This window comes from Micromonospora sp. DT4 (assembly GCF_049841675.1).
Lineage (GTDB): Bacteria > Actinomycetota > Actinomycetes > Mycobacteriales > Micromonosporaceae > Micromonospora.
On record NZ_JBNCKT010000091.1, the window covers coordinates 1 to 22571 of the forward strand.

The following is a 22571-nucleotide window of genomic DNA, read 5'->3' on the forward strand; positions in this document are numbered from 1 at the left end:
ATAGCGCTCGGGTAACACTCCGGACACCCGTGATGTTCCTACCCCACCAACCATGATCCACAAGACAGGCCCTAGTGACGTGGTGTGAGGCATAGACGGGTCAGCGGCTGGGAGTTGGTCGCGCATGCGCCCCGTCAGTTCGTATCCCGTTACCGACTGCGACGGGCGCGTATGGGCGCGGCTGTGGTGCGACGCGCACCCGTTTGCGGTGCCTCTATAACGTCGGGCCGGTGAACTGGCGTCAATTCAGCGTGGCGCTCGTGCAGGCCCTCGCGTGGCCGTCGGTCATCCTGGTCGTGCTGCTCATGTACCGGCGGCGGGTGTAAACGCAGGAAACGCGCCGCCCCCGGGCGCGGGCCGGGAAGCAAAGCGTTCGTTGTGCCCGAGGTGAAGTGGATCACGCGCGGGAGCCGTGCCCGGACGCGGAGCGGCGGGGCCACGGTTGCCCGTGCCCCCGCCGTCGGAGGTCCTACTTGGTGGCCGGCTTGAGGCAGAGGACCCGGTTGGTGCCCTCGCCGGGCAGCACCACGTGGGGCTGAGCCGGGTCGGCGCACTTGTCCTTCGCGTCCACCTTGGAGACGATCGTGAACGCGCCCGCCTCGGTGCAGTTCACGGCCGAGGCACCCTGGCCGACCTGCTTGACGCAGGTGCCGACCGCCGGGTCGAAGGCCGGCGCGTCGTCCGCGCCACCGAATTTGCCGAGCAGCATCAGCAGGCCGAGCGGCACCGCCAGGATGAGCACGGCGGCGATCAGCACCGCGGCCAGGACCCGTCCGTTGCGCACCTTCGGCGTGGGCGGCTCCGACTTGGGCTCCTCCGCGTCCGGCTTGAACGCGTCGAACCGGCCCTGGTCCGATCCGGTGGCCTCCTGGCCCCAGGACGGCGCGGGCTGCGGCGGCGGGAAGGCCGGGAACTGCGCGCCCGGCGCCTGCTCGTCGGCCGGCCCGCCGAAGCTCGCAGCGCCGTTCACGGCGGCGGCGCCGGTGGCCGGTGCACCCGGGCCGAACGGGTCGGCGGGACGTTCACCGCCGGACTGCGGCCGAACCCCGTTCACCGGCCGGTTGTTGCCCGGCGCGTCGACGAAGGACGGCACGCCGGGCGGGAACGCCGGCGGCGCGGCGGCGGCCGCAGCGGGCTCACCGAAGGCGTTGGGCGCGGACGACCGGTCGGACGGCGAGTCGTCGCCCCAACCGGGGAAGCCCTGCCGCTCCGACCCGTTCTGCCAGTCCGGCGGGCCCTGGCGCTCCGGCGCCTGCTGCCAGTCGGGCGTGGCCGGGCGTCCGGCGTCCTGCTGCCAGTCGGGTGCGCTCGGTCGGCCGGCATCTTGCTGCCAGTCGGGTGCGGCCGGGCGGCCGGCATCTTGCTGCCAGTCGGGCATGCCCGGGTGCTCGGGGCTCGGGGCGGCCTGGAACGCCTCCGGGCCCGCCTGCTCCGGCTCGTTGTCCTCGGGCGGGGCCGGACGGCCGTACACCCGGGGTTGAGGCGTGGCGGCGCTGGCCGGCCGCATGGCCTGGTCGGCCGGGGGCATCACCCGGCTGGCCAGCGGCACCGAGGCGCTCGCGGAGGCACGGCCCGCCGCGCCGGTGGCCGGTTCGGCGTCCGCGGCCGGTACGACCGCGCGGCCCGCGCCGGCCTCCGGGGACGTACGCGGAGAGGGCACCACGGCGGCACCCGCCGACGCCTTCTCGGCCCGGCCCCAGCCGGCGGGCTCGGCGTCGCGCTGGATGGCGGCGTCCGGGGTGTCTCGCTCGGGGTACGCCGGCTGCTCAGGGATCGGGGCGTACGGCGTCGAGGGCGCGAAGTCGGCCGGTGGGGCGGCGGCGAGGCTGGCGCCCGGTACGCGCTGCTCCTGCGGGGGCAGCGGCACGGCGTTGGCGGGTGAGATGCCGGGCGCGGGTGCGGGCTGGTAGACCGGCGGCTCGTCGCCCCGGTCGGCGTCCCGGCCGCCGCGTGCCTGTGCGGCGGCCTCCGCCTCGGCGCGGCCCCACACCTCGCCCGGTGACCACGGCTCGACCTCCGCGATGCCGGGGCTGGCCTGCGGCGGGTTGTCCGGGCCGGCGACGGCCCAGCCGGGCGTCGGGTCGCTGCCGGGCACGCTGACGCTGGCCCGCGCGGACGCGGGCCCGGCGGTCGGTTCCGGACGCTCGACGGGCTGGTCCTGGGGCGGGAGTGCCCAGTCCGGCTGCTGCGGACGGTTCTCGGCGCCACCCCAGGTCGCAGACTGCGGGGCGTCGTCCTGTGCCGGCCAGTTGCCGGCCGGGACCTGGGCAGCGCCGCGCGCCCCGGCCGACTCGGCCTGCGCCCAGCCAGCGGATGCCTGCTCGGACGGCCCGGCGGGCTGGCCCCAGGTCTGGGGTGCCTGCTCGGCCGGCGTCCACACGGGCTGGTCCTCGCGTGCGGCGGCGGCGCCGACGGCCCAGCCACCCGACCCCGACGGGTCGTCCTGCTGGGCGGGTACGCCAGCGTGGCCGGCGGGCTGCGCCGGCTCGGCGTGCCACTCCGGCGCCGGCGGGCTGGCCTGGCCTGCCCCACCGGCCCATCCGCCGGAGCGGGACGGGTCGTCCTGGGCGGGCCATGCGGCGGTGGCCGGGGGCACCTGGGCGGCGCCCCGCGCGGCCGGCTGGGCCTGCGCCCAGTCGGGCTGCTGCTCGGCAGAGGCGGCGGGCCAGGCGGGGGCCGCCTGCTCGGGCGGCGTCCAGCCCTGCTGCGGCGGAGTCCACTGGGCGGGTTGGGCCGGCTCCGGGGAGCCACCAGCGGCCCAGGCGGGCTGTGTGGGATCGCTGGGCTGCGGTGCGGCGGCAGCGCCCCACGCGGGGTTCGGCTGCGGCTCGGACTGGGTCGCCCACGACGGGTTCGGCCGCGCGGGTGGCGGGGGTGGTGCCCAGCCCAGGTCGGGGCCGGCGGCGTCGTAGCTGTTGTCCGGCTGCGCCGGGCGGTCGCCGTACGGCGCCGGTCCGCCGGCGCCCGGTGACACCTCGTCCGGCTCCTGGCCGGTACGGTGCGGGCCCTCGGACGTCATGGGTGCGCCTCCTCCATCACATGTCGGCCGCCGGTGCCGATCGGTCTCCTCGGCATGGCTGCCGGCGTCACCGGCGTACCGCCGTGCCGGCTCCCCGCACCGTATCCGGTAGCCCCATGGGGCGTCCAAGGAGCACCGGTCGTCACTGCCCGTCGCCGGGTGGCGTCGAGCAGCTCATATCGGCTCGGTGTCGGCCGGGCCGGCGGGCGGCGACCGAAGCCCACCGTACCGGGCGCTGCGGCAGGGCGGAATCCCGGTATCACGTGCTGGCGTCCCGGTGTGAACTGGGGACGGAATGCCGATGGCCCACCCGGTGAGCCGGGTGGGCCATCGATCTGGAGGAGGTGAGGAATGTCGTGGAGCGTCAGCTCATGTGACGCTGGGCGATGACGAGAAGCTCCTCGCGAACGGCCGGCGAGTTCGCCGAGCGCAGCGCGTGCTCGATGGCACGCGCGCGGCGGTTGGCGTCGCGGTGGTTGCGGATTCGCTCGATCATGTTGCTCATTGCTGGGTCCCCCTGGCTATTCGGTTGTCAGCCCCTGATGCGTCTATTCAACCGCAGAAGACGGCTAACTTGCATCGATTATTAGGTGAGCTGAGACACCTGCCTAACAATCAAAGGTCAACAGGACTGGCAGCTGGCGGTTTCGTCGCCCAACGGACACGGCCGGTGTGCCGGGCGTTAACCCGTGGCACACCGGCCGTGGCTGGCGTTCCGGACCGGTCAGGTCCAGGCGAGCAGCGCCGCCTCGGGGTCGGCGAGGAAGTCCCCGATGTCGCGCAGGAACTTCGAGCCCAGCTCACCGTCGATGATCCGGTGGTCGAAGCTCAGCCCCAGCGTGGTGACCTGACGGGCCTTGACCTTGCCCTTGTGCACCCAGGGCATCTCCCGCACGGCGCCGAAGGCGAGGATCGCCGACTCGCCCGGCGGCAGGATCGGCGTTCCGGTGTCCACCCCGAACACCCCGACGTTGGTGATGGTCAGGGTGCCGCCCGACATGTCCGCGGGCGAGGTGCGGCCGGACTTCGCCGTCTGCACCAGGTCGTTCAGCGCGTCCGCCAACGCCCGCAGGGAGAGCCGGCCGGCGTCCTTGACGTTCGGCACGATCAGGCCGCGCTCGGTGGCCGCCGCGATGCCGAGGTTCACGTACTCCTTGACCACGATCTCGTCACCGGCCCAGGTCGAGTTGACCATGGGGTGGCGCTTGACGGCCAGCAGCACGGCCTTCGCCACCAGGAGCAACGGCGAGACCCGTACGTCGCGCCACTCCCGTCGGCCCCGCAGGCGCTCCAGCGCCTTCATGGCCCGGGTCACGTCGACAGTCAGGAACTCCGTCACGTGCGGGGCGGTGAACGCCGAGCGGGACATGTTCTCGGCGGTGAGCTTGCGAACCCCCTTGACCGGGATGCGCTGCTCACGGTCCGCGCCGAAGCTCGCGGCGCTCGTCGCGGTCGAGGTGGCCGTGACCGGCTCGGCCACCGCCGCGGCCTCGCTCGCCGCCTGCTGTACGTCCTCCCGGGTGATCGAGCCCAGCGGCCCCGACCCGGTCAGCGTCCTCAGGTCAACCCCAAGATCCTTGGCGAGCTTCCGCACCGGCGGCTTGGCCAGCACGACCCCGCCGCCACTCGCCCCAGCACGTCGATCATGGAGTTGTGGTGCCGGAATCGTAGGGGTAGCAACGCTTGTGTCCCCCACCATAACTCCATGATCGACCCGGGCGGGGGCGGGGGCGGGGGCGGCTGGCTGGGCTGGGACGGCCCCCTTGCGGGGGCGGCGCTTCGCGGCGGTGGTACGCGGGCCGTAGCCGACGAGCACAGCCGTCCGCCCGCCCGGGGCGGCACCGCCGATCAGGCCCGGCTCGATCATGCCCTCGGCCGGGGCCAGCTCGACGGCCGCCAGCGAGGCCGCCGACGGGGTGGGTAGGTCGCCGGTGGGCGTGGCCGTGGTGGACGGGGCATCCAGCGGGCCCGCGCCCGGGTCGGTGTCGATCGCGATGATCGGCGTACCGACCTCGACCGTGGTGCCCTCCGGGTGGTGGATCGCCTGCACCTGCCCGGCCCACTTCGCCGGGATCTCCACCGCCGCCTTGGCCGTCTCGACCTCGACGATCGGCTGGTTCAGCTCGATCGTGTCGCCGACCTTGACCAGCCAGGCCAGGATCTCGCCCTCGGTCAGCCCCTCGCCCAGGTCGGGCAGGTTGAACGTCTTGATCCGGGACATGCCGCTCACCAGCCGAAGGTGCGGTCGACGGCGTCGAGCACCCGGTCGAGGTCGGGCAGGTACTCCTCCTCCACCCGGGCCGCCGGGTAGGGGGTGTCGAAGCCGGTCACCCGCAGCACCGGCGATTCCAGGGAGTAGAAGCACTCCTCGGTGATCCGGGCGGCCAGCTCGGCGCCCAGGCCGATGTTCGACGGCGCTTCGTGCACCACCACCGCGCGGCCGGTGCGCTTCACCGACTCGTACACCGCGCCCAGGTCCAGCGGCGACAGCGTACGCAGGTCGATGACCTCCAGCTCCCGGCCGTCCTCGGCGGCGGCCGTCGCGGCCTCCAGGCACGTGCGCACCATCGGGCCGTACGCCAGCACGGTCGCGTCCGTGCCGGGCCGCACCACCCGGGCCGAGTGCAGGGGGTACGCGTCGGACAGCGGCGCGTCCAGGTCGACCTGGCCCTTCTCCCAGTAGCGCCGCTTGGGCTCCAGGAAGACGATCGGGTCGTCCGAGGCGATGGCCTGCTGGATCATCACGTACGCGTCCTGCGGGTTGGCGCAGGACACCACCTTCAGGCCGGCGGTGTGCGCGAAGTACGCCTCCGGCGACTCGGAGTGGTGCTCCACCGCGCCGATGCCGCCACCGAACGGAATGCGGATGACCATGGGGATGCTGAGCCGGCCGCCCGAGCGGTAGTGCATCTTCGCCACCTGCGACACGATCTGGTCGTACGCGGGGTAGACGAAGCCGTCGAACTGGATCTCGCAGACCGGCCGGTAACCACGAATGGCCAGGCCGACGGCGGTGCCGATGATGCCGGACTCGGCCAGCGGGGTGTCGATCACCCGCTGGTCGCCGAAGTCCTTCTGGAGCCCGTCGGTGATCCGGAAGACGCCGCCGAGCTTGCCGACGTCCTCGCCCATGATGACGACCTTGGGGTCGGTCTCCAGGGCGCGACGCAGGCCGGTGTTGAGGGCCTTGCCGAGGGTGAGCGTCTCCGTGGTCATCAGTGGGCGCTCCCCTCGAACGACTCCATGTAGCGGTTGAACCGCGCACGCTGCTCGTCGAGCAGCGGCGACCCGTTGGGGTAGACGTGGTCGAACATCGTCACCGGCTCCGGGTCCGGCATGGTGAGCACCCGCTCGCGCAGGTGCACCGCCTCGCGGCGGGCCTGCTCGTCGACCTCGGCGAAGAAGGCCGCGTCGGCGATCTGTTGCTTCTCCAGGAAGGTCTTGACCCGGAGGATCGGGTCCTTCGCCTGCCACGACTCCACCTCGCTGGCGATCCGGTAACGGGTCGGATCGTCGGAGGTGGTGTGCGCGCCCATCCGGTAGGTGTACGCCTCGATCAGGCTCGGGCCCTGCCCGTGCCGGGCGTTGTCCAGCGCCGTGCGGGTGACCGCGTACGACGCCAGCACGTCGTTGCCGTCCACCCGTACGCCGGGGAAGCCGAAGCCGGCGGCCCGCTGGTAGAGGGGGACACGGGTCTGCCGCTCCAGCGGTTCGGAGATCGCGTACTGGTTGTTCTGGCAGAAGAAGACCAGCGGCGCGTTGAACACACTGGCCCAGACGAACGCCTCGTTGACGTCGCCCTGGCTGGTGGCCCCGTCGCCGAAGTAGGCGATCGCGGCCTCGCCGTCGTCGGTGCCGACCTTGCCGTCCATGGTGATGCCCATGGCGTATCCGGTCGCGTGCAGGGTCTGCGCGCCGATGACGATCGTGTACATGTTGAACTTGAACTCGTTCGGGTCCCAGCCGCCCTGGTCGACGCCGCGGAACAGGCCGAGCGGCATGATCGGGTCGATACCCCGGCAGTAGAGGACGCCGTGCTCCCGGTAGGTCGGGAAAGCCATGTCCTGCGTCCGCAGCGCGCGCCCGGAGCCGACCTGCGCGGCCTCCTGGCCGAGCAGGCTGGCCCAGAGGCCCAGCTCACCCTGGCGCTGGAGCGCGGTCGCCTCGGCGTCCAGCTTGCGGACCAGCACCAGGTCGCGGTAGAGCCCGCGGTACTCCTCGTCGGAGAAGTCGACGCGGTATTCGGTGCCGTCCGGCCCGGTGGCGCTGTCGATCCGCTCGCCTTCGGGGGTGAGCAGCTGCACCAGCTCGGGGTTGCCGGTCGCGCCCTTCTTGGAGCGGGGAGCTGCCCGCCTGCTGCGGGTGGTGCCCCCGGGGTCGCCCTTTGCCATCGGTCTCTCCCTGTCGTGTCTGCGTCGGCACCGGGGGGTCACCCGGCCACGCAACTCGTGCGCCTGTCCGGCTGCTGCCGGACCGGTTCCTGGCGGCCGCGCCTAGCCCGGGTGGGGGTTGCCGCGCGGCGTGAGCCGGGTTCTGGCCGAACCCGGATCGGGAGCGCCGGCGCCGGGCCGCGTCTGCCGCAGGGGTGCGCGGAGGTCGCGGCTGCGTTGCCGTCGTGTTCCATATTCGCAGAGCAGGTGAGAGCGCCCACAGTACGCCCGCCCCGCATTCCGACCGTCCACGTTTTGCCGCTGTTTGTCGCCATCATGCTGGTGCGCGTCCAGCGGGAGTTCCGGTACTGATTCGTCATCATTCGGTCACTGTCGCGTGTCGACACGCGGTGGGTGTTGGCTGACGGATGGTAACTGGACGAGGCTGATTACCGCAGGATCGTGCCGATCGGGTGATTAGCCGGAATCGACCGCCGGCCGTCACCCCGTGCGACCTCCGACAGCGATCGCAGGGGCCGACGACAAGGGGTGTGTGGTGGACGAGTCAGGTGACGGTCCCGGCACACCCGCGCTCGGCCGCCACCGCTCGCCGGGCGGCTACCGCCGGGTGATCGGTGCGCACCGGGCCCCGGGTGCGGGCGGCCCCTCCCGGGGCTACCTGCTCACCGTCGCACTGCTGGCCGGCACCGCGTCGATGCCCGTCCTCGCGGCGATCAGCGCCGGCTCGGCCACCCCGGGCACCTCCGCGTTGCCGGACACCAGCACCCCGTTCATCCCGACCCCGTCGGTCGGGCCGGTGGTCATCCCGATGCCGGTGACCAGTCAGCCGCCACCGCCCGTGCTCCCGACACCCGACACACCCGGCGCCGGCCCGACCGCGACCGCCGACTGGCTGCCCGCCGCGCCCCGGCGTGTCCCGGACGACTCGTGGTACGGCCCGACGGTGGACGACCGGTTGCCCATCCGCCGGGTGGTGTCCGCGCCGCCACCCCCCCGACCCACCCGGAGCGCCCCGCCGGCCGCGCCACCTTCCAGCCCGTCGCCGACCGCGCCACCGGACCCGGAACCGACCGAGACGTCCGACCCGAGCCCGTCGCCGACCGACCCGTCGACACCCGCCACGACCGACCCGTCCACGACCGACCCGTCGGCACCGACCACGACCGACCCGTCGACCGCCACGGCCGCCCCCACCAGCACCCTCTCCGTACCGGCCACCACGGCCCCGCCGTCGGCGACGCCCAGCCCGCCCGAGCCCACCACCGCGCCCGCTCCAACGCCGTCACCCCCGCGCAGCGCGCCGGCAGCGCCAGGTGTGAACATCAACCCTCGGTGATCAAGAGGTTCGCGTCACCGTGACCACGATTCCTGACGCGAAACTCTTGATCACCGAGGCCCAGGCCGGTGGCTGTGGTCGGTCCGTGGCTGGCCGGACCCACGCATCCCGGGGTCTCCCCGGCGGTACGGTGACGAGCAGGCGTCGCCGGGTCGGCGGTGGGCGCGTACCAGAGGGGGTGGCGTGGGCGGCGGTGCGGAACCCCGCCCGGTCGCTGCCCGCCCCGGTCCGGGGCTGCGGGTCGCCCGACTCGTCACCGAGCTGACCGCCCCGGCCGTGCTGGTGTCGCTGCTGATCGTCACGGTGAGCTGGCACAGCGCCCGGGGCAGTGCCCGAGGCCTGGTGTGGGGGCTACTCGCGACGGTCTTCGTCACCGGCATCCCGTTCGCCTACATCGTCGGCGGGGTCCGTCGAGGACGGCTCACCGACCACCACATCGGCCGTCGGGAGCAGCGGCGGGTACCCCTGCTGGTCGGTCTCGGCTCGGTCGCCGCCGGACTCGCTCTGCTCGTCGCCCTCGGTGCGCCGCGGCTGTTGTTGGCGGTGGCGGTGGCGGGGCTGGTCGGACTGGTGGTCGCCCTGTCGGTGAGCCACTGGTGGAAGATGTCGATCCACTCGGCGGTCTCCGCCGGCACCCTGGTCATCCTGGCACTGACCTTCGGGCCCGGGTTCCTGGTCGCCGCGCCGCTGTTGGGTGTGGTCGGCTGGTCCCGCGTACGCCTGCGGGACCACACCGTCTCCCAGGTACTCGCCGGCGGGGTGCTCGGCGCGCTGATCGCCGCGATCGTCTTCGGCCTCCTGCGCTGAGCGCACCCGCCGGGCCGCGTTGAGCGCATCCGCCGGGCGGGCCCACCGAGCTCCGCCGGGCGGACCTACCGGGCCCACCGAGCTCCGCCGGGCGGCTCGGCACCGCCCGCCCGGATGCCGTCAGGCGCCGTCGTCGGCGAGGCGGTGCCGGTTCGCCTCGATCCAGGCGTCCAGCGCGGCCGGGTCGTCCGGGTCCACGCCGTCGGCCATCAGTTGGGCGACCGCCGCGGTGGCCGGGCTGCGCCGCTCGCCAGTGGAGTAGAGCCGGGCGAACTCCGGCACCATCTCCTCGATGGCCTCGTCGGTCCGCTCGGCGGCCGCCTCGGGCAGCCCCCGCTGCCGTGACGCGTATCGGGCCCAGGCGCGCAGCACCCGGGGCAGCATCGCCGCGTCGTCCATGTCGAGCACGGCACGGCGGTGCACCCAGTCGAGCAGGAAGAGCCCGGACACCGCTGGGCTCCATCGCATCGGGTCCGAGTCGGGGAAGGACGCCGCGTGGTCCAGCAGCAGGCTGAGGCAGAAGTGCAGCGACGCGAGCTCGGGACCGTCGACGCTGTCGAGCCCGAACCGGGCGGCCTCCGGCGACGCCAGGAACCGCCGGACCAGGTCGGTGCGCTCGGCGGCGGACAGCGGTTCGACCTCGGCCGGCCCGGTCGGCGCGGCGGCCACCGGCAGCACCGCGAGCCGGGCGCCCACCAGCGCGCGGTCGGTGGCCAGCGAACCCTCGCCGGGCAGCTCGCCCAGGTCGTCGGTGACCGAGAGGTGACGGGCCACCTCGCCCCGCAGCCGGGCCGGGTCCTCGGTGCGGAACCAGGTCAGTTCGTCGTCCGCGCACATCTGCCGGACCTGGTCGAGAATCCGCTCGGCGGGCCCGCCGACGAAGATGTCCTTGGTGATCCCGATGTTGTGGTCGACGAGGGCCACCAGCGCGTGCTCTGGGCCGCCGGCCGCGTCGTCGTACGCGAAGGTGGCGAGGTAGGAGGTCTGGTCGCCGTACACGTCGCCGTACGCCCAACTGCCGGTGAGGTGCACCCGGCCGAGCTGGCCGGACCAGGCGGGCGCCTGGCTGCCGGGGCGTACCCGCTCGACGCCCTCGGCGGTCGGGACGAGTGCGGCGAAGACCTGGCGGATGGTGGTCGCCGCCGCGATCCGACGGCGGGCGGTGGCGGCGAGGAATCCGGTGACGAACTCCCGCATGGCGGTGTCGCGGTCGGTCTCCGCGATGGCGTAGACACTGCCCAGCAGCGCGCTGCCGAGCATCTCGGCGTCGAGGGCGGACTCCAGCTTGGTCACGTCGCGTGCGGCGTGCAGCACCGCGTCGTAAGGGGTCTGAGGCGTGGCCATGCTTCGACCCTACGCCGCTCGGGCGTACGCAGAGGCGTCAGCGGCGGGCAGCCTCGCGGAGCGCGTCGCGCGCCTGCGCGTACGAGGCGAGCACGATCCGTACCGGAGCGAGCACGTACTCCACGCCGACCTCGGCGACACGGACCGTCAGCCGCTGCCGGGCGCGGGCCCGCGCCCGCTGGGCCGCCCAGCGCACCACCGGCCGGGTCAGCGCCGCCACCAGCAGCCCGGCCAGCAGGCCACCGAGCAGCAGCACGGTCGGCATCGGCACCTGCCCGACCAGCGGGTTGTCCAGCGCCGGCAGGCCGAGCGCCCGCAGCGCGTAGCCGAGTGCCAGCCAGCCCAGGCCGACCACGGCGGCCAGGGTGACCAGCCACTGCACACCGCCGACGACGCGCCACCACACCGGCTGACGGTCCAGGCCGAGGTCGGTGCCGGCGATCGCGCGGTCCAACGCGTCCGGCAGGTCGTCGAGGCGGGACCGGGCCGCCGAGGTCACCGCTGTCGGCCAGGCGGCGGGCAGGTCACCGGCGGCCCGGTCGGCCACCGCACGGATCGCCAGGCCGAGCGCGGACCGCTGGGCGGCCGTCGGGTCGGGCACCGAGGTCGCCGCCACCAGGCTCTCCGCCGGGTCGGCGTCCGCGCCGGCCGGGCCGGGTAGGTGCAGCCGGCGCAGCGGGTCGGGCCGCAACCGCCGCCAGCCCCGGACCACCGGCCAGCCGGTGGCCGCACCGGCCCGATGCCGGTACGCCCTCTCCACCGCCTCGCTCACCGCCGGCACACCGGCGGCGTCGGCCAACGCCCGGTTCAGCCCGGCGACGGTCGCGTCGTCCGGACCACCCGCCGGCCGGGCCGAGCCGATCATCTCGTCCAGCCCGGCGACCACCGTGTCGACGCCGCCGGCCAGTCGACGCAGGGCGGCCTGCCGGTCGGCGACCGTACGCTCCAGCGCGGTGCGCAGCCCGACCATCCCGGCCGGGTCGATGGCGGTGGTGGCGAGCAGAGGTACGCCGGTCAGCCCGTCGGAGTCGAGCAGTCGGCGCAGGTCGTCCAGGACGCGGGGCAGCTCGGCCGCCGGCAGCCGGTCGGCCTGGTTGAGCACGACCAGGGTGACGTCCCGGTGCCGGTGGAACTCGCGCAGGTAGCTGTCGTGGATGACCCGGTCGGCGTACTTCTGCGGGTCGACCACCCAGACCACCTGGTCGACCAGGCCGAGCAGCCGGTCGACCTCGAGGCGGTGGGACCGCTGTACCGAGTCGAAGTCCGGCAGGTCGAGCAGGATCAGCCCGTGCAGGGGTGTCTCGTCGTCGCCGTCGAGTGCGCTCTCGCGTACGAAGCGGTGCCGGGGCAGCACCCCGATCCAGTCGAGCAGCCGGTTGGCGTCCGCCAGCGGGCCCCACACGCACGCGTGCGTCACGCCGGTGGTGGGTCGGCGGACACCGACGGGCGAGAGTTCCAGTTGGGCGAGCGCGTTGAACAGGCTGGACTTGCCGCTGCCGGTCGCCCCGGCGAGGGCGACGACGGTGTGGTCGCGGGACAACGCGAGCCGGGTGCCGGCCCGCTCGACCAGGGTGTGCGCGGGCACCAGCTCGGCGTCGGGCAGCAGGCCGTCGACGGCGGTCAGGAGGCGGCGTACGGCGTCCAGGCGGCCGATCAGCGCGTCGGGATCGATCCGCTGGTCGCCGCGGAAGACCTCGCGTACCCGGCCGGTGATGTTGGTCACCGTGCACCCTCCTCGTCGCCGGCGGGCAGGGTGTCGTCGTCGGTGGCCAGGCCACTGCGGTGCCGGGCCAGCTCGACCCGCCCGGCGGCCCGGCGCAGCGTGTCGCCGGCCGCCTCGGCGGGCCGGGCGTCGGCGGTGCGGGTCAGGAAGCGGTCGGCCTCCGCGTCCAGCAGCTTCCGCACCCGCGCCAGGAGGTCGACCCGGGCCTTGGCGGCGAGGGTACGCACCGCCTGGTCCCCGAAGATCGCCTGGAGTACGGCCTGTGCGGCGACGGTCGTGCCGGCCCCGGTGGCCACCTCCAACCCGGTGGGGATGAACGCGGTCGAGGCGAACACGGCGATCATCACGGCCAACCCGGTGGCGTTCACCGCGTACGCAGCGGTGCGGGCCACGAACCGCTTGTCAGCGCCCTCGACCCGGACCAGCTCCAGCACGGCGCGTTGCCAGTCCCGGATCATCCGTTCGGCGCGCTCGGGCAGGTCGTCGCTCGGATAGGCGAGCCCCGGCTCGAGCAGATCCGCGCCCGCCGGATGCGCCTTCCACCCGGTGTACGCGGATTCGGCGGCCTCGGACGCCACGCCCCGCAGCAGGGTGACGAGTTGGGACTCGATGGCGTTGCGCAGTTCGGAGGCGGGCGCGGGCCGGCCGGTGACGGCGGCCACCACCCGGTCTCGGAGACGCCCGATACGGGCCTCCAGCGTGCGGAAGAACTCGCCGGTGCCGACGAACTCCTGCCAGCGGGCCAGCACCTCGCCGCGGAGCAGCCGACCGTCCCGCAGACCCTGCTCGACGGTCCGTTCGGCTCCGCGGTACGCGGTCCGGACCCGTTCGTCCAACCCATCGGCGGCGGTCACCTGCTCGTCGGCGGCGCCGGCCAGCTCCTCGACGGCGGGGTACAGGGCGGCCAGCGCGCCGTCGAGCGTCTGGCGGACCACCGCGGCGCGGGCGTCGGCGTCGGCGGCCAGCCTGGCGAACCATTCGGCCAGCGGTGCCGTGACCCCCTCGGGCAGCAGTCCCTGACCGTCGACCCAGGTCTCTGGCAGGACGAACAGCGGCGCTCGACCCAGATCCTGCGCGGCGAGCATCTCGGCCAGGTGCGCGGCGATCTCGTCGCTGGCCTCGACGGGTACGCGGTCGAGCACCATGGCGATCACGGCCCCCCGGCCCCGCGCGCTGCGCAGCAGCTCCCACGGCACCGCGTCGGCGTACCGGGCGGCGGTGGTGACGAAGAGCCAGAGGTCGGCGGCGGCGAGCAGCTGGCTCGCGAGCGCGCGGTTGGCGTCGACCACCGAGTCGATGTCCGGCGCGTCGAGGAAGGCCAGACCCGGGGGTAGGGCCGGGGCGGTCACCAGGTGCAGGGAGCGCGGGTCGTCGCTCGGCTCGGTGGTACGCGTCAACCCGGGCAGCAGGTCGCCCTGCCGGAACCAGGCGGCGTCGGCCGGGTTGCACACCAGCACCGGGGACCGGGTGGTGGGCCGCAGCACGCCGGCGGCGCTGACGCGGGCCTTGACCAGGCTGTTGACCAGGGTCGACTTGCCTGCGCCGGTGGAGCCGCCGACCACCACGAGCAGCGGGGCGTCCAGCCGGGCCAGTCGGGGCAGCAGGTAGTCGTCGAGCTGGTCGGTGAGGGCGCCGGCGGCGTGCCGGGCGGAGCTGGCGGAGGGCAGGGCGAGCGGATAGCGGGTGGCGCCGATCGCGGCCCGAAGACCCGACAGCGCGCCGGGGAGGCTGTCGTCCCCGGTCGTGACGGACGGCTCCTCCGCGGCGTCCGGAGGGACGGTGCGGGCGGCGACGGCGGGCGCGCCGGAACGGGTGGCGGAATCGCCGTGCGTCGTCACCGCTAAAGCGTGCCCGACCGATGCAGGGGAAGACAATCCAGACGGTAATAACGTCTGGGTTGCGTCGGGTCGGCTCAACTCGACTTGACGATTCGCCACCGCGTGGCACTATTGAGTCAAGTTCACTCAACTTGTGGTGGGCCCGCTGCGGGCGGCGCCCGCCGGGCAGTCGCGGGCGGTGCCCGTCACCTGCACAACCTTACGAAGCGAGGAAGCGAAGATGGCACGTGCGGTCGGTATCGACCTCGGCACGACGAACTCCTGCGTCAGCGTTCTCGAGGGCGGTGAGCCCACCGTCATCGCCAACGCTGAGGGCTCGCGGACGACGCCGTCGATCGTCGCGTTCGCCCGTAACGGCGAGGTGCTCGTCGGTGAGGTCGCGAAGCGCCAGGCGGTGACCAACCCGGACCGGACGATCCGTTCGGTCAAGCGTGAGGTCGGCACGAACTGGTCCGTCGACATCGACGACAAGAAGTACACCCCGCAGGAGATCTCGGCCCGGACCCTGATGAAGCTCAAGCGGGACGCCGAGGCGTACCTGGGCGAGCAGATCACCGACGCGGTGATCACCGTCCCGGCCTACTTCAACGACAGCCAGCGTCAGGCCACCAAGGAGGCCGGTGAGATCGCCGGCTTCAACGTGCTGCGGATCGTCAACGAGCCGACCGCGGCCGCCCTGGCGTACGGGCTGGACAAGGGCTCCAAGGAGCAGACCGTCCTGGTCTTCGACCTCGGCGGCGGCACCTTCGACGTGTCGCTGCTGGAGCTGGCCGAGGGCGTCATCGAGGTCAAGTCGACCAGCGGTGACAACCACCTCGGTGGCGACGACTGGGACCAGCGCATCATCGACCACCTGGTCAAGACGTTCCGCGGTGAGCACGGCATCGACCTCGGTCAGGACAAGATGGCCCTTCAGCGTCTCCGTGAGGCCGCCGAGAAGGCCAAGATTGAGCTGTCCGCCGCCACCACCACCAACATCAACCTGCCGTACATCACCGCAGGCTCCGCCGGCCCGCTGCACCTCGACGTGACGCTCAGCCGCGCCGAGTTCCAGCGGATGACGCAGGACCTGCTGGACCGCTGCAAGGTCCCCTTCGAGCAGGCCGTGAAGGACGCCGGGATCAAGATCTCCGACGTCGAGCACGTCATCCTGGTCGGTGGTTCGACCCGGATGCCCGCCGTGACCGACCTGGTCAAGCAGCTCACCGGCCGCGACCCCAACAAGGGCGTCAACCCGGACGAGGTCGTCGCCGTCGGCGCCGCCCTCCAGGCCGGCGTGCTCAAGGGCGAGGTCAAGGACGTCCTGCTGCTCGACGTGACCCCGCTGAGCCTGGGCATCGAGACCAAGGGCGGCATCTTCACCAAGCTCATCGAGCGCAACACCACGATTCCGACCAAGCGCTCCGAGGTCTTCACCACGGCCGACGACAACCAGCCGTCGGTGCTGATCCAGGTGTTCCAGGGTGAGCGGGAGATCGCGGCCTACAACAAGAAGCTCGGCACCTTCGAGCTGACCGGTCTTCCGCCGGCGCCGCGCAGTGTGCCGCAGATCGAGGTCGCCTTCGACATCGACGCCAACGGCATCGTCAACGTGCACGCCAAGGACCTGGGCACCGGCAAGGAACAGAAGATGACGATCACCGGCGGCTCCTCGCTGCCGAAGGACGACATCGAGCGCATGCGCCGGGACGCCGAGGAGCACGCGGAGGAGGACAAGCGCCGCCGCGACGACGCCGAGACCCGCAACGTGGCCGAGGCGCTTCAGTGGCAGACCGAGAAGTTCCTCGCCGAGAGCGGCGAGAAGCTGCCCAGTGAGAACCGCGAGCAGCTCAACGAGGCGCTCGGCGAACTGCGCGGTGCCCTGGGCGGCCAGGACATCGAGAAGATCAAGTCCGCGCACGAGAAGCTGGCGCAGGTCTCCCAGCAGGCCGGCTCGCTGCTCTACGCCCAGCAGGCCGAGCAGGGCCAGCCCGGCGGTGAGGCCGGTCCGGGTGCGACCGGTGCGACCGGTGCGACCGGTGGCGCGCAGGCCGGCGGGGCCGACGACGTGGTCGACGCGGAGATCGTGGACGAGGACGGCAAGAAGTGACCATCGGCCTCCGACACGTATCCACGGCGAAGGGATGAGGTAGCCGCATGACGCAGAAGCCACGAGCCGCCGACCCGGGCGACACCGGGTCGACGCCGGGTGGCTCCGCGCCCACGGAGCCGGCCACCGGCGACGGGGAGCGGGTCGTCATCCGCAACAACCGCAAGCTCGCCGACACGGCGGAGCCGGAGGGCACCGCCGCGGACGCGGAGACCGGCGTACCGGCCGAGGGTCTGGTCGAGGACGCTGAGGTCGTGGTCGACGAGATCGAGATCGAGGTCAACTCCACCGACGGGCCGGAACCGTCCGGTCCGCCGGTGGTGGACGCCCCGGCGCAGCCGGTGGACGGCGGTGGCACGGGCACCTCGCTCGGCGCCGAGTTGGAGGCGCTCCGGGCCGAGCTCGACGAGCGAACCAGGGACCTGCAGCGGGTGTCGGCGGAGTACGCCAACTACCGCAAGCGGGTCGACCGTGACCGTGCCCTGGTGCAGGAGCAGGCGACCGGCTCGGTGCTGGCCGCGCTGCTGCCGATCCTGGACGACCTGGACCGGGCCCGGGAACACGGCGACCTGGTCGGGCCGTTCGGCACGGTGGCGGAACAGCTCACCACCGCGCTGGGCAAGTTCGGCCTGAACGCGTTCGGCGGGCAGGGCGACCCGTTCGACCCGACCCGGCACGAGGCGGTCGCGCACCAGACTTCGGCCGAGGTCAGCGAGCCGACCTGCGTGCAGGTCATGCGGCGCGGCTACCAGCTCGGTGAGCGGCTGCTGCGCCCCGCGCTGGTCGCGGTCGCGGATCCGGAATAGTGCGAGACGGTGACCGGGCCGTCCCGTCCCCCGCGCGGCGGTGGGCGGGGCGGCCGGGCCACGACGGTCGGAAGGGGGTGGTGGACCGGTGAGTTCGAAGGACTGGCTTGAGAAGGACTTCTACGCCGTGCTCGGCGTGGACAAGGCCGCCTCCGCGGATGACATCAAGAAGACGTACCGCAAGCTGGCCCGGGAATCGCACCCGGATCACAATCCGGGCGACCCGAAGGCCGAGGAGCGGTTCAAGGCCGTGTCCGAGGCGTACAACGTGCTGTCGGACGCCGGCCGTCGCCGGGAGTACGACGAGATGCGTTCGCTGTTCGGTTCGGGCGCGTTCCGGCGCAACGCCCGGGCCGGTGGTCAGCCGGGTGGGATGCCGTTCGACGTCTCCGACCTGTTCGGCGGTGGCGCTGGTGGCGGTGATCGCCGTTTCGGCGGTGGGGCCGGTTTCCAGGACCTGTTCAGCTCGATCTTCTCGGGCGGGCAGGCCGGTGGGCAGGCCGCCGCGCGCGGCCCGGCCCGTGGCCGGGACGTCGAGACCGAGGTGGCACTGGACTTCGGCGACGCGGTGCGCGGGGTGACCCTGCCGCTGACGTTGCGCGCTCCCGGCGTCTGCGACACCTGTCACGGCAACGGCGCCAAGCCCGGCACCCAGCCGCGTACCTGCTCGGTCTGCCACGGGGCCGGTGTGACGACCCGCAACCAGGGGTCGTTCAGCTTCTCCGAGCCGTGCGGCAACTGCCAGGGCGTCGGGACCGTGGTGGAGGAGAAGTGCCCGGAGTGCCACGGCAGCGGCGGCGTCACCAAGACCCGCACGATGAACGTGCGCTTCCCGGCCGGGGTGGCCGACGGCCAACGCATCCGGCTGGCCGGGCGCGGTGAGCCGGGTGAGCGCGGTGGCCCGGCCGGCGATCTGTTCGTGCACGTCAAGGTCCGGCCGGACGAGCTGTTCGGGCGTACCGGAGACGACCTGACGTTGACCGTGCCGGTGACCTTCGCGGAGGCCGTGCTCGGCACGGACCTGCGGGTGCCCACGCTCGACGGCGCGGTGACGCTACGGGTGCCGCCGGGCACGCCCAGCGGACGGGTGCTGCGGGCCCGGGGCAAGGGTGTGGTCCGTCGCGACGGGCAGGCCGGCGATCTGCTGGTCACCCTGGACGTGGTGGTGCCCGCCCGGCTGACGGACGAGGCGCGGGCTGCTCTTGAGGCGTTCGCCGAGCAGAGTCCTCCGGCGGCGCGGGAACATCTCGACGCACGGGTGCGTCGGGTCGGTTAGTCCGGTGGGATGGACGCGGAGGTGAGCGCGATGTCGGGCGAGTTCCTCGGTTCGGGTGACCCTGCCTACGAGGCCAAGGTGCTCATGATCTCGGTGGCGGCGCGGATGGCGGGGATGCACCCGCAGACCCTGCGCCAGTACGACCGGCTGGGGCTGGTGCAGCCCGGCCGGGCTGCCGGCGGTGGCCGTCGGTACAGCGTCCGGGACGTGGTGCTGCTGCGCGAGGTGCAGCGGCTCAGTCAGGACGACGGGATCAACCTGGCCGGCGTCAAGCGGATCATCGGGCTGGAACGGCTGCTGGAGCAGGCGCAGCAGCGGGTCGCGCGGTTGGAGGCGGAACTGGACGCCGCGTACCGCCGGGTGGCCGAGCTGGAGTCGCTGGCCCGCTTCCCGGGTCGGGATCTGGTGCCGACCAACCGCACGTCCACCGCGTTGGTGGTCTGGCGTCCCCGCCGTACGACCGACCGCTGACCCACGTACCGCTCCCTCGGCCCGGCCCGCGCTCCGATTTCTCGGCGCGGACCGGGCCGCTTCCGTTAACCTGTCAATACGGGGTACAAACGGCTTAATTCGGGCCTACCGGCATGGCGAGGGGGAGCGATGGCGGAGCCGGCGAAGAGAGTCGCTCAGCAGACGGAAGAGCGGTTGGAAGGTCTGGCCGACACCGTCCGCGAGAAGTTCGACAAGGTCACCGAGGGAACCTTCCGGGACCGGATCAAGCAGGGGCGGTTCGCCGACCAGGGCGACCACGGCGTCGACCCGTCCCGAGCCGAGACCGACCGCAAGCGCGACTGACCGGCGACCAACGTGCGGGCCGGGACCCACGGGGGGTCCCGGCCCGTTCGCCGTGCACGAGCCTTGGTGCGGCGCTGTGCGGGCGTGATCGTTGGCGGCTGAGCGACTCGACACGCCGGGCAGTTCGCTGCTCAAGCACCAACGATCATGTCAGCCGAGTCGGCGGTTCTCGCGGACCAGGCCGCCCTCGCACCAGTCCCGGTAGACGAAGAGATCCGGCCGGGCCAGCAGTACGCGACCGTTGTGCGCCCAGATCCTCATCAGCTCGTCGCCGTCGCGCTCGGCCTGCTCGACGAGCTTGCGGAAGCGGCGCTTCGGGTGGGCCCGGAAGTTCGTCCGGATGCCGTCGGCGGCGTAGATGTAGAGGCAGTGCAGCGCGAAGCGCCGGGCCGGGCAGGTCGGGTCCATGGCCAGCTCGAAGAGCGTCAACACCAGCCGGTCACCGGAGACCAGGAGGTCCCAGTCGGGTGGCATGGACGCCAACGGCACCGAATCCGGCTGGTACGCCCAAGCCCGCAACTCCGCCGGGCTCGGATCGACGGGGTTCGCGAAGCCGTGAAACGTCGACTCCTGCACGCTCACCGGCCAACCTTCCGCTCTCGCCCGCGGGTGGCAACACTGCCTGCGGACCCTGGCTGCTGGGGCGAAACGGTAACCCGCCACCGGTTACTGCGGTAGTACCCGCAGGGCGCAATTCGGCATCCGTCGTCCGGCCCGGCCCGAACGCCCGTTCGGGTGCCCTGGCCACCGCCGCTGCCCTACCTCACCGGGCAGGACAGCGGCGGTGGACGTCAGTCGTGGACGGGAACCGGCTCGCGCCGCTGGGCCGACGCGCGGTTGCGCAACCACCGCTTGAACCACGGGAAGTCGGGCAGCCGGGCCAGGATCGGTCCGGTCACCACGGTGATCAGGACGTACGTCGCGGCGAGCGCGGCCAACCGCGGCTCGACGCTGCCGGCCGCGACGGCGAGTCCGGCGATGACGATGGAGAACTCACCGCGGGGTACGAGCGCCAGGCCGGCCCGCCACCGACCGGGTTCGGCGATGCCGACCCGGCGGGCCGCCAGGTAGCCGGTGAGCGTCTTCGTCCCCATGGTGATCACGGCCAGCGCGAGCGCCGGCAGCAGCACCGGCGGGATGTCCTGCGGGCTGGTGGTCAGGCCGAAGAAGACGAAGAACACGGCCGCGAACAGGTCCCGCAGTGGCGAGAGCAGTTCGGTGGCGTGGTGGGCCACCGGGCCGGAGAGCGCGATGCCGACCAGGAACGCGCCGACCGCTGCGGACACCTGGAGCGACGCCGCGATGCCTGCGATCAGCAACGTCAGGCCGAGTACGCCGAGCAGCAGCGCCTCCGGGTCCTTCGCTGACAGCGCCGACGAGATGAGGTGGCCGTACCGGATGGCTACCACCAGCACGATCAGCACCGTGCCCACCGCGACGGTGAGTGCGATCCCGCCGCCGAGCAGGCCGGTGCCGGCCAGTACGGCGGTGACCAGGGGCAGGTAGAGCGCCATCGCCAGGTCCTCGATGACGAGCACCGAGAGGATCACCGGGGTTTCCCGGTTACCGAGTCGTCCCAGGTCCGCGAGGACCTTGGCGATCACCCCGGACGAGGAGACCCAGGTGATACCGCCGAGCACCAGGGCGGCCACCCAGTCCCAGCCGAGCAGTAGGGCGAACCCCGCGCCGGGCAGCGCGTTGAGCACCCCGTCGATCAGGCCGGCCGGCGCCGCCGAGCGCAGGTTGCCGACGAGCTCGTTGGCCGAGTACTCCAGGCCGAGCATCACCAGCAGGAGGATCACGCCGATCTCGGCGCCGACCGCGAAGAACTCCTCGCTGGCGTCCAGCGGCAGCAGCCCACCATGCCCGAACGCGAGCCCGGCGAGCAGGTAGAGGGGGATGGGAGAGAGGCCGAAGCGTCGACTGAGTCGGCTCAGGAGCCCGAGCAGCAGCAGAAGCGCGCCAACTTCGATGAGCAGCGTGGTGAAATCGTGCATCCGCCTCAGCCGTCCGGGTCACTGTCGGCGAGGATGGCGGACACACCGTCGAGACCTCTGCGGGTCCCCACGACGACCACCACGTCACCGGCGGCGAAGCGGAACGAGGGGAGCGGCGAGACGATGACCTCGCCGTCACGCAGCACCGCCACGATGGAGGCGCTGGTGCGGGTACGCGCCTTGGTGTCGGCAAGTTGGCGGTTGACGTACCGCGACCCCGCCGGAATGGCGATCTGCTCGGTGAGCAGCCCGGCGGCCTGCTCGCGCAGCCCGGAGAGCTGACCGAGCATCAGCGACGCGCCGAGGATGTCGGCCAGCGCCTCCGCCTCGTCGTCCGTCAGCGGGATGTCCGCCTGGCAGGCGTCGGGATCGTCGGGGTCGTAGAGGACAAGATCACGGCGGCCATTGCGGTGGGAGACGACGCCCAGGCGGCGCCCGGACTCCGTCACCAGATCGTGGCGTACCCCGATCCCGGGTAGGGCGGTCTGCTCGACACGTACTCGCACCTGCCAAGGCTACCGCCACGTGAACGAAGCGCAGATCTTGCGCGACGCCATCGGTGCGGCCTCGATCGACAAGACTTCGCCGATGTGGGGGCATCCGGACGCCAGGACACCCCGACATCGGCGACCTCGTGTGGATCAAGAGCCGTCGGCCCCGTCAGGAGGCCGATGGCTTATCCGCCACGAACACACCGACGCCTTCCAGCGTCTCGGTCAGCCCGGTCGCGCGGAGGATCATCATGGCCTTGCCGACCACGGTGTCCGACACGCCGTACTCCTTGCAGAGCTGCGATCGGCTCGGCAGCTTCGTGCCGGGCGGCCACGCCCCTGTTTCGATCTTCGTCCGTAGCTCGTCTGCGAGCGCCTGGTACTGCTGCTTGGGCATACACACTCCCCGGATGGCACGCCCATTCGATCACGCGACCACCTGCAACCTCAAGCAATCGGACGCAGGTCGTTGACCTACAACCGCCACCGATTGTAGGTTGAGGACGAACGCTTCCGGATGGCACTGGAGCGCTCAACCGGCCGGGGCGAACTCCCCCCGTGATTCGTCCCGGCCCTGCCCTTCCCCCGTTACCTTTTTGATCGTCCCCAGCCGGGGACTGCTCGGTCGCTCGGCCCGGTATGACTTACCGCCCCTGTCG

Annotated in this window: 19 protein-coding genes; 7 read left to right on the top strand and 12 right to left on the bottom strand. The window is 72.7% G+C overall.

Features of this window, described 5'->3' with window-relative positions:
* Positions 1–469: 469 nt before the first annotated feature.
* The 5 genes from ACLQ24_RS22035 to pdhA all read right to left on the bottom strand — a co-directional run bounded on the left by ACLQ24_RS22035 (position 470) and on the right by pdhA (position 7410).
* Entirely contained in the window at positions 470–3019 is a 2550-nt protein-coding gene (locus tag ACLQ24_RS22035) for an LppU/SCO3897 family protein (RefSeq protein ID WP_425893611.1), read from the bottom strand.
* Between the two features lie 364 nt (positions 3020–3383).
* Positions 3384–3524, bottom strand: a complete 141-nt coding sequence (locus ACLQ24_RS22040) for a hypothetical protein (RefSeq protein ID WP_425893612.1) — start codon at positions 3522–3524, stop codon at positions 3384–3386.
* Positions 3525–3743: 219 nt separating this feature from the next.
* Positions 3744–5240, bottom strand: coding sequence for a dihydrolipoamide acetyltransferase family protein (locus ACLQ24_RS22045; protein WP_425893630.1), 1497 nt, complete (start codon positions 5238–5240; stop codon positions 3744–3746).
* A gap of 5 nt (positions 5241–5245) precedes the next feature.
* The gene (locus ACLQ24_RS22050) at positions 5246–6235 is read right to left on the bottom strand and encodes an alpha-ketoacid dehydrogenase subunit beta (protein ID WP_425893613.1); all 990 of its coding nucleotides are present in this window, start codon (positions 6233–6235) and stop codon (positions 5246–5248) included.
* Complete coding sequence (pdhA, locus tag ACLQ24_RS22055) at positions 6235–7410, bottom strand: pyruvate dehydrogenase (acetyl-transferring) E1 component subunit alpha (RefSeq protein WP_425893615.1); 1176 nt, start codon at positions 7408–7410, stop codon at positions 6235–6237. The genes ACLQ24_RS22050 and pdhA overlap by 1 nt, the downstream gene beginning before the upstream one ends.
* A gap of 535 nt (positions 7411–7945) precedes the next feature.
* On the opposite strand from pdhA, the gene ACLQ24_RS22060 reads away from it, so the two are divergent.
* Together ACLQ24_RS22060 and ACLQ24_RS22065 are read left to right on the top strand one after the other, a co-directional pair.
* Positions 7946–8746, top strand: a complete 801-nt coding sequence (locus ACLQ24_RS22060; protein ID WP_425893617.1) for a hypothetical protein — start codon at positions 7946–7948, stop codon at positions 8744–8746.
* Positions 8747–8929: 183 nt separating this feature from the next.
* Positions 8930–9553: a phosphoesterase PA-phosphatase gene (locus ACLQ24_RS22065; RefSeq protein ID WP_425893618.1), complete on the top strand. Its 624-nt coding sequence runs from the start codon at positions 8930–8932 to the stop codon at positions 9551–9553.
* Between the two features lie 120 nt (positions 9554–9673).
* Here ACLQ24_RS22065 and ACLQ24_RS22070 read toward each other — a convergent pair whose 3' ends face one another.
* Genes ACLQ24_RS22070 through ACLQ24_RS22080 form a run of 3 tightly spaced genes read right to left on the bottom strand, consistent with a single transcriptional unit; the run spans position 9674 to position 14458 of the window.
* Entirely contained in the window at positions 9674–10897 is a 1224-nt protein-coding gene (locus ACLQ24_RS22070; RefSeq protein ID WP_425893620.1) for a hypothetical protein, read from the bottom strand.
* 37 nt (positions 10898–10934) lie between these two features.
* Positions 10935–12620, bottom strand: a complete 1686-nt coding sequence (locus ACLQ24_RS22075; protein ID WP_425893621.1) for a GTPase — start codon at positions 12618–12620, stop codon at positions 10935–10937.
* Entirely contained in the window at positions 12617–14458 is a 1842-nt protein-coding gene (locus ACLQ24_RS22080) for an ABC transporter (protein ID WP_425893622.1), read from the bottom strand. Before ACLQ24_RS22080 ends, ACLQ24_RS22075 begins: the two co-directional genes overlap by 4 nt.
* A 220-nt stretch (positions 14459–14678) precedes the next feature.
* Here ACLQ24_RS22080 and dnaK point away from each other — a divergent pair, with 220 nt between their 5' ends.
* The 5 genes from dnaK (at position 14679) to ACLQ24_RS22105 (ending at position 19424) form a co-directional block, all read left to right on the top strand.
* Positions 14679–16547 carry a molecular chaperone DnaK gene (gene dnaK / locus ACLQ24_RS22085; RefSeq protein WP_425893623.1) on the top strand — a complete coding sequence of 623 codons (1869 nt, stop codon included), beginning with the start codon at positions 14679–14681 and terminating at the stop codon, positions 16545–16547.
* A gap of 47 nt (positions 16548–16594) precedes the next feature.
* A complete protein-coding gene (gene grpE, locus ACLQ24_RS22090; RefSeq protein WP_425893624.1) occupies positions 16595–17353 on the top strand; it encodes a nucleotide exchange factor GrpE in 759 nt (252 codons plus the stop codon).
* Positions 17354–17441: 88 nt separating this feature from the next.
* Positions 17442–18629, top strand: a complete 1188-nt coding sequence (gene dnaJ / locus ACLQ24_RS22095; RefSeq protein ID WP_425893625.1) for a molecular chaperone DnaJ — start codon at positions 17442–17444, stop codon at positions 18627–18629.
* A gap of 30 nt (positions 18630–18659) precedes the next feature.
* Positions 18660–19100 carry a heat shock protein transcriptional repressor HspR gene (locus tag ACLQ24_RS22100; protein WP_007454237.1) on the top strand — a complete coding sequence of 147 codons (441 nt, stop codon included), beginning with the start codon at positions 18660–18662 and terminating at the stop codon, positions 19098–19100.
* 129 nt (positions 19101–19229) lie between these two features.
* Complete coding sequence (locus ACLQ24_RS22105; RefSeq protein WP_425893626.1) at positions 19230–19424, top strand: hypothetical protein; 195 nt, start codon at positions 19230–19232, stop codon at positions 19422–19424.
* 150 nt (positions 19425–19574) lie between these two features.
* On the opposite strand, the gene ACLQ24_RS22110 is transcribed toward ACLQ24_RS22105, so the two are convergent.
* The 4 genes from ACLQ24_RS22110 to ACLQ24_RS22125 all read right to left on the bottom strand — a co-directional run bounded on the left by ACLQ24_RS22110 (position 19575) and on the right by ACLQ24_RS22125 (position 22309).
* Positions 19575–20006 (bottom strand): hypothetical protein, encoded by a 432-nt coding sequence (locus ACLQ24_RS22110; RefSeq protein ID WP_355048464.1) that lies wholly within the window; start codon positions 20004–20006, stop codon positions 19575–19577.
* A 209-nt stretch (positions 20007–20215) separates the two neighbouring features.
* The gene (locus ACLQ24_RS22115) at positions 20216–21421 is read right to left on the bottom strand and encodes a cation:proton antiporter (protein WP_425893627.1); all 1206 of its coding nucleotides are present in this window, start codon (positions 21419–21421) and stop codon (positions 20216–20218) included.
* 5 nt (positions 21422–21426) lie between these two features.
* On the bottom strand, positions 21427–21927 hold the full coding sequence (locus ACLQ24_RS22120) for a cation:proton antiporter regulatory subunit (RefSeq protein WP_425893628.1): 501 nt from the start codon (positions 21925–21927) through the stop codon (positions 21427–21429).
* A gap of 154 nt (positions 21928–22081) precedes the next feature.
* Positions 22082–22309: a winged helix-turn-helix domain-containing protein gene (locus ACLQ24_RS22125; protein WP_425893629.1), complete on the bottom strand. Its 228-nt coding sequence runs from the start codon at positions 22307–22309 to the stop codon at positions 22082–22084.
* Positions 22310–22571 lie beyond the last annotated feature (262 nt).

What these genes read in the sequence shown, in the direction of transcription:
- ACLQ24_RS22105 (WP_425893626.1), top strand. Translation starts at nt 19,230, where the DNA reads ATGGCGGAGCCGGCGAAGAGAGTCGCTCAGCAGACGGAAGAGCGGTTG.
- ACLQ24_RS22040 (WP_425893612.1), bottom strand. Translation starts at nt 3,524, where the DNA reads ATGAGCAACATGATCGAGCGAATCCGCAACCACCGCGACGCCAACCGC.
- ACLQ24_RS22050 (WP_425893613.1), bottom strand. Translation starts at nt 6,235, where the DNA reads ATGACCACGGAGACGCTCACCCTCGGCAAGGCCCTCAACACCGGCCTG.
- ACLQ24_RS22115 (WP_425893627.1), bottom strand. Translation starts at nt 21,421, where the DNA reads ATGCACGATTTCACCACGCTGCTCATCGAAGTTGGCGCGCTTCTGCTG.
- grpE (WP_425893624.1), top strand. Translation starts at nt 16,595, where the DNA reads ATGACGCAGAAGCCACGAGCCGCCGACCCGGGCGACACCGGGTCGACG.
- ACLQ24_RS22070 (WP_425893620.1), bottom strand. Translation starts at nt 10,897, where the DNA reads ATGGCCACGCCTCAGACCCCTTACGACGCGGTGCTGCACGCCGCACGC.
- ACLQ24_RS22125 (WP_425893629.1), bottom strand. Translation starts at nt 22,309, where the DNA reads ATGCCCAAGCAGCAGTACCAGGCGCTCGCAGACGAGCTACGGACGAAG.
- ACLQ24_RS22045 (WP_425893630.1), bottom strand. Translation starts at nt 5,240, where the DNA reads ATGTCCCGGATCAAGACGTTCAACCTGCCCGACCTGGGCGAGGGGCTG.
- ACLQ24_RS22035 (WP_425893611.1), bottom strand. Translation starts at nt 3,019, where the DNA reads ATGACGTCCGAGGGCCCGCACCGTACCGGCCAGGAGCCGGACGAGGTG.
- dnaK (WP_425893623.1), top strand. Translation starts at nt 14,679, where the DNA reads ATGGCACGTGCGGTCGGTATCGACCTCGGCACGACGAACTCCTGCGTC.
- pdhA (WP_425893615.1), bottom strand. Translation starts at nt 7,410, where the DNA reads ATGGCAAAGGGCGACCCCGGGGGCACCACCCGCAGCAGGCGGGCAGCT.
- ACLQ24_RS22100 (WP_007454237.1), top strand. Translation starts at nt 18,660, where the DNA reads ATGTCGGGCGAGTTCCTCGGTTCGGGTGACCCTGCCTACGAGGCCAAG.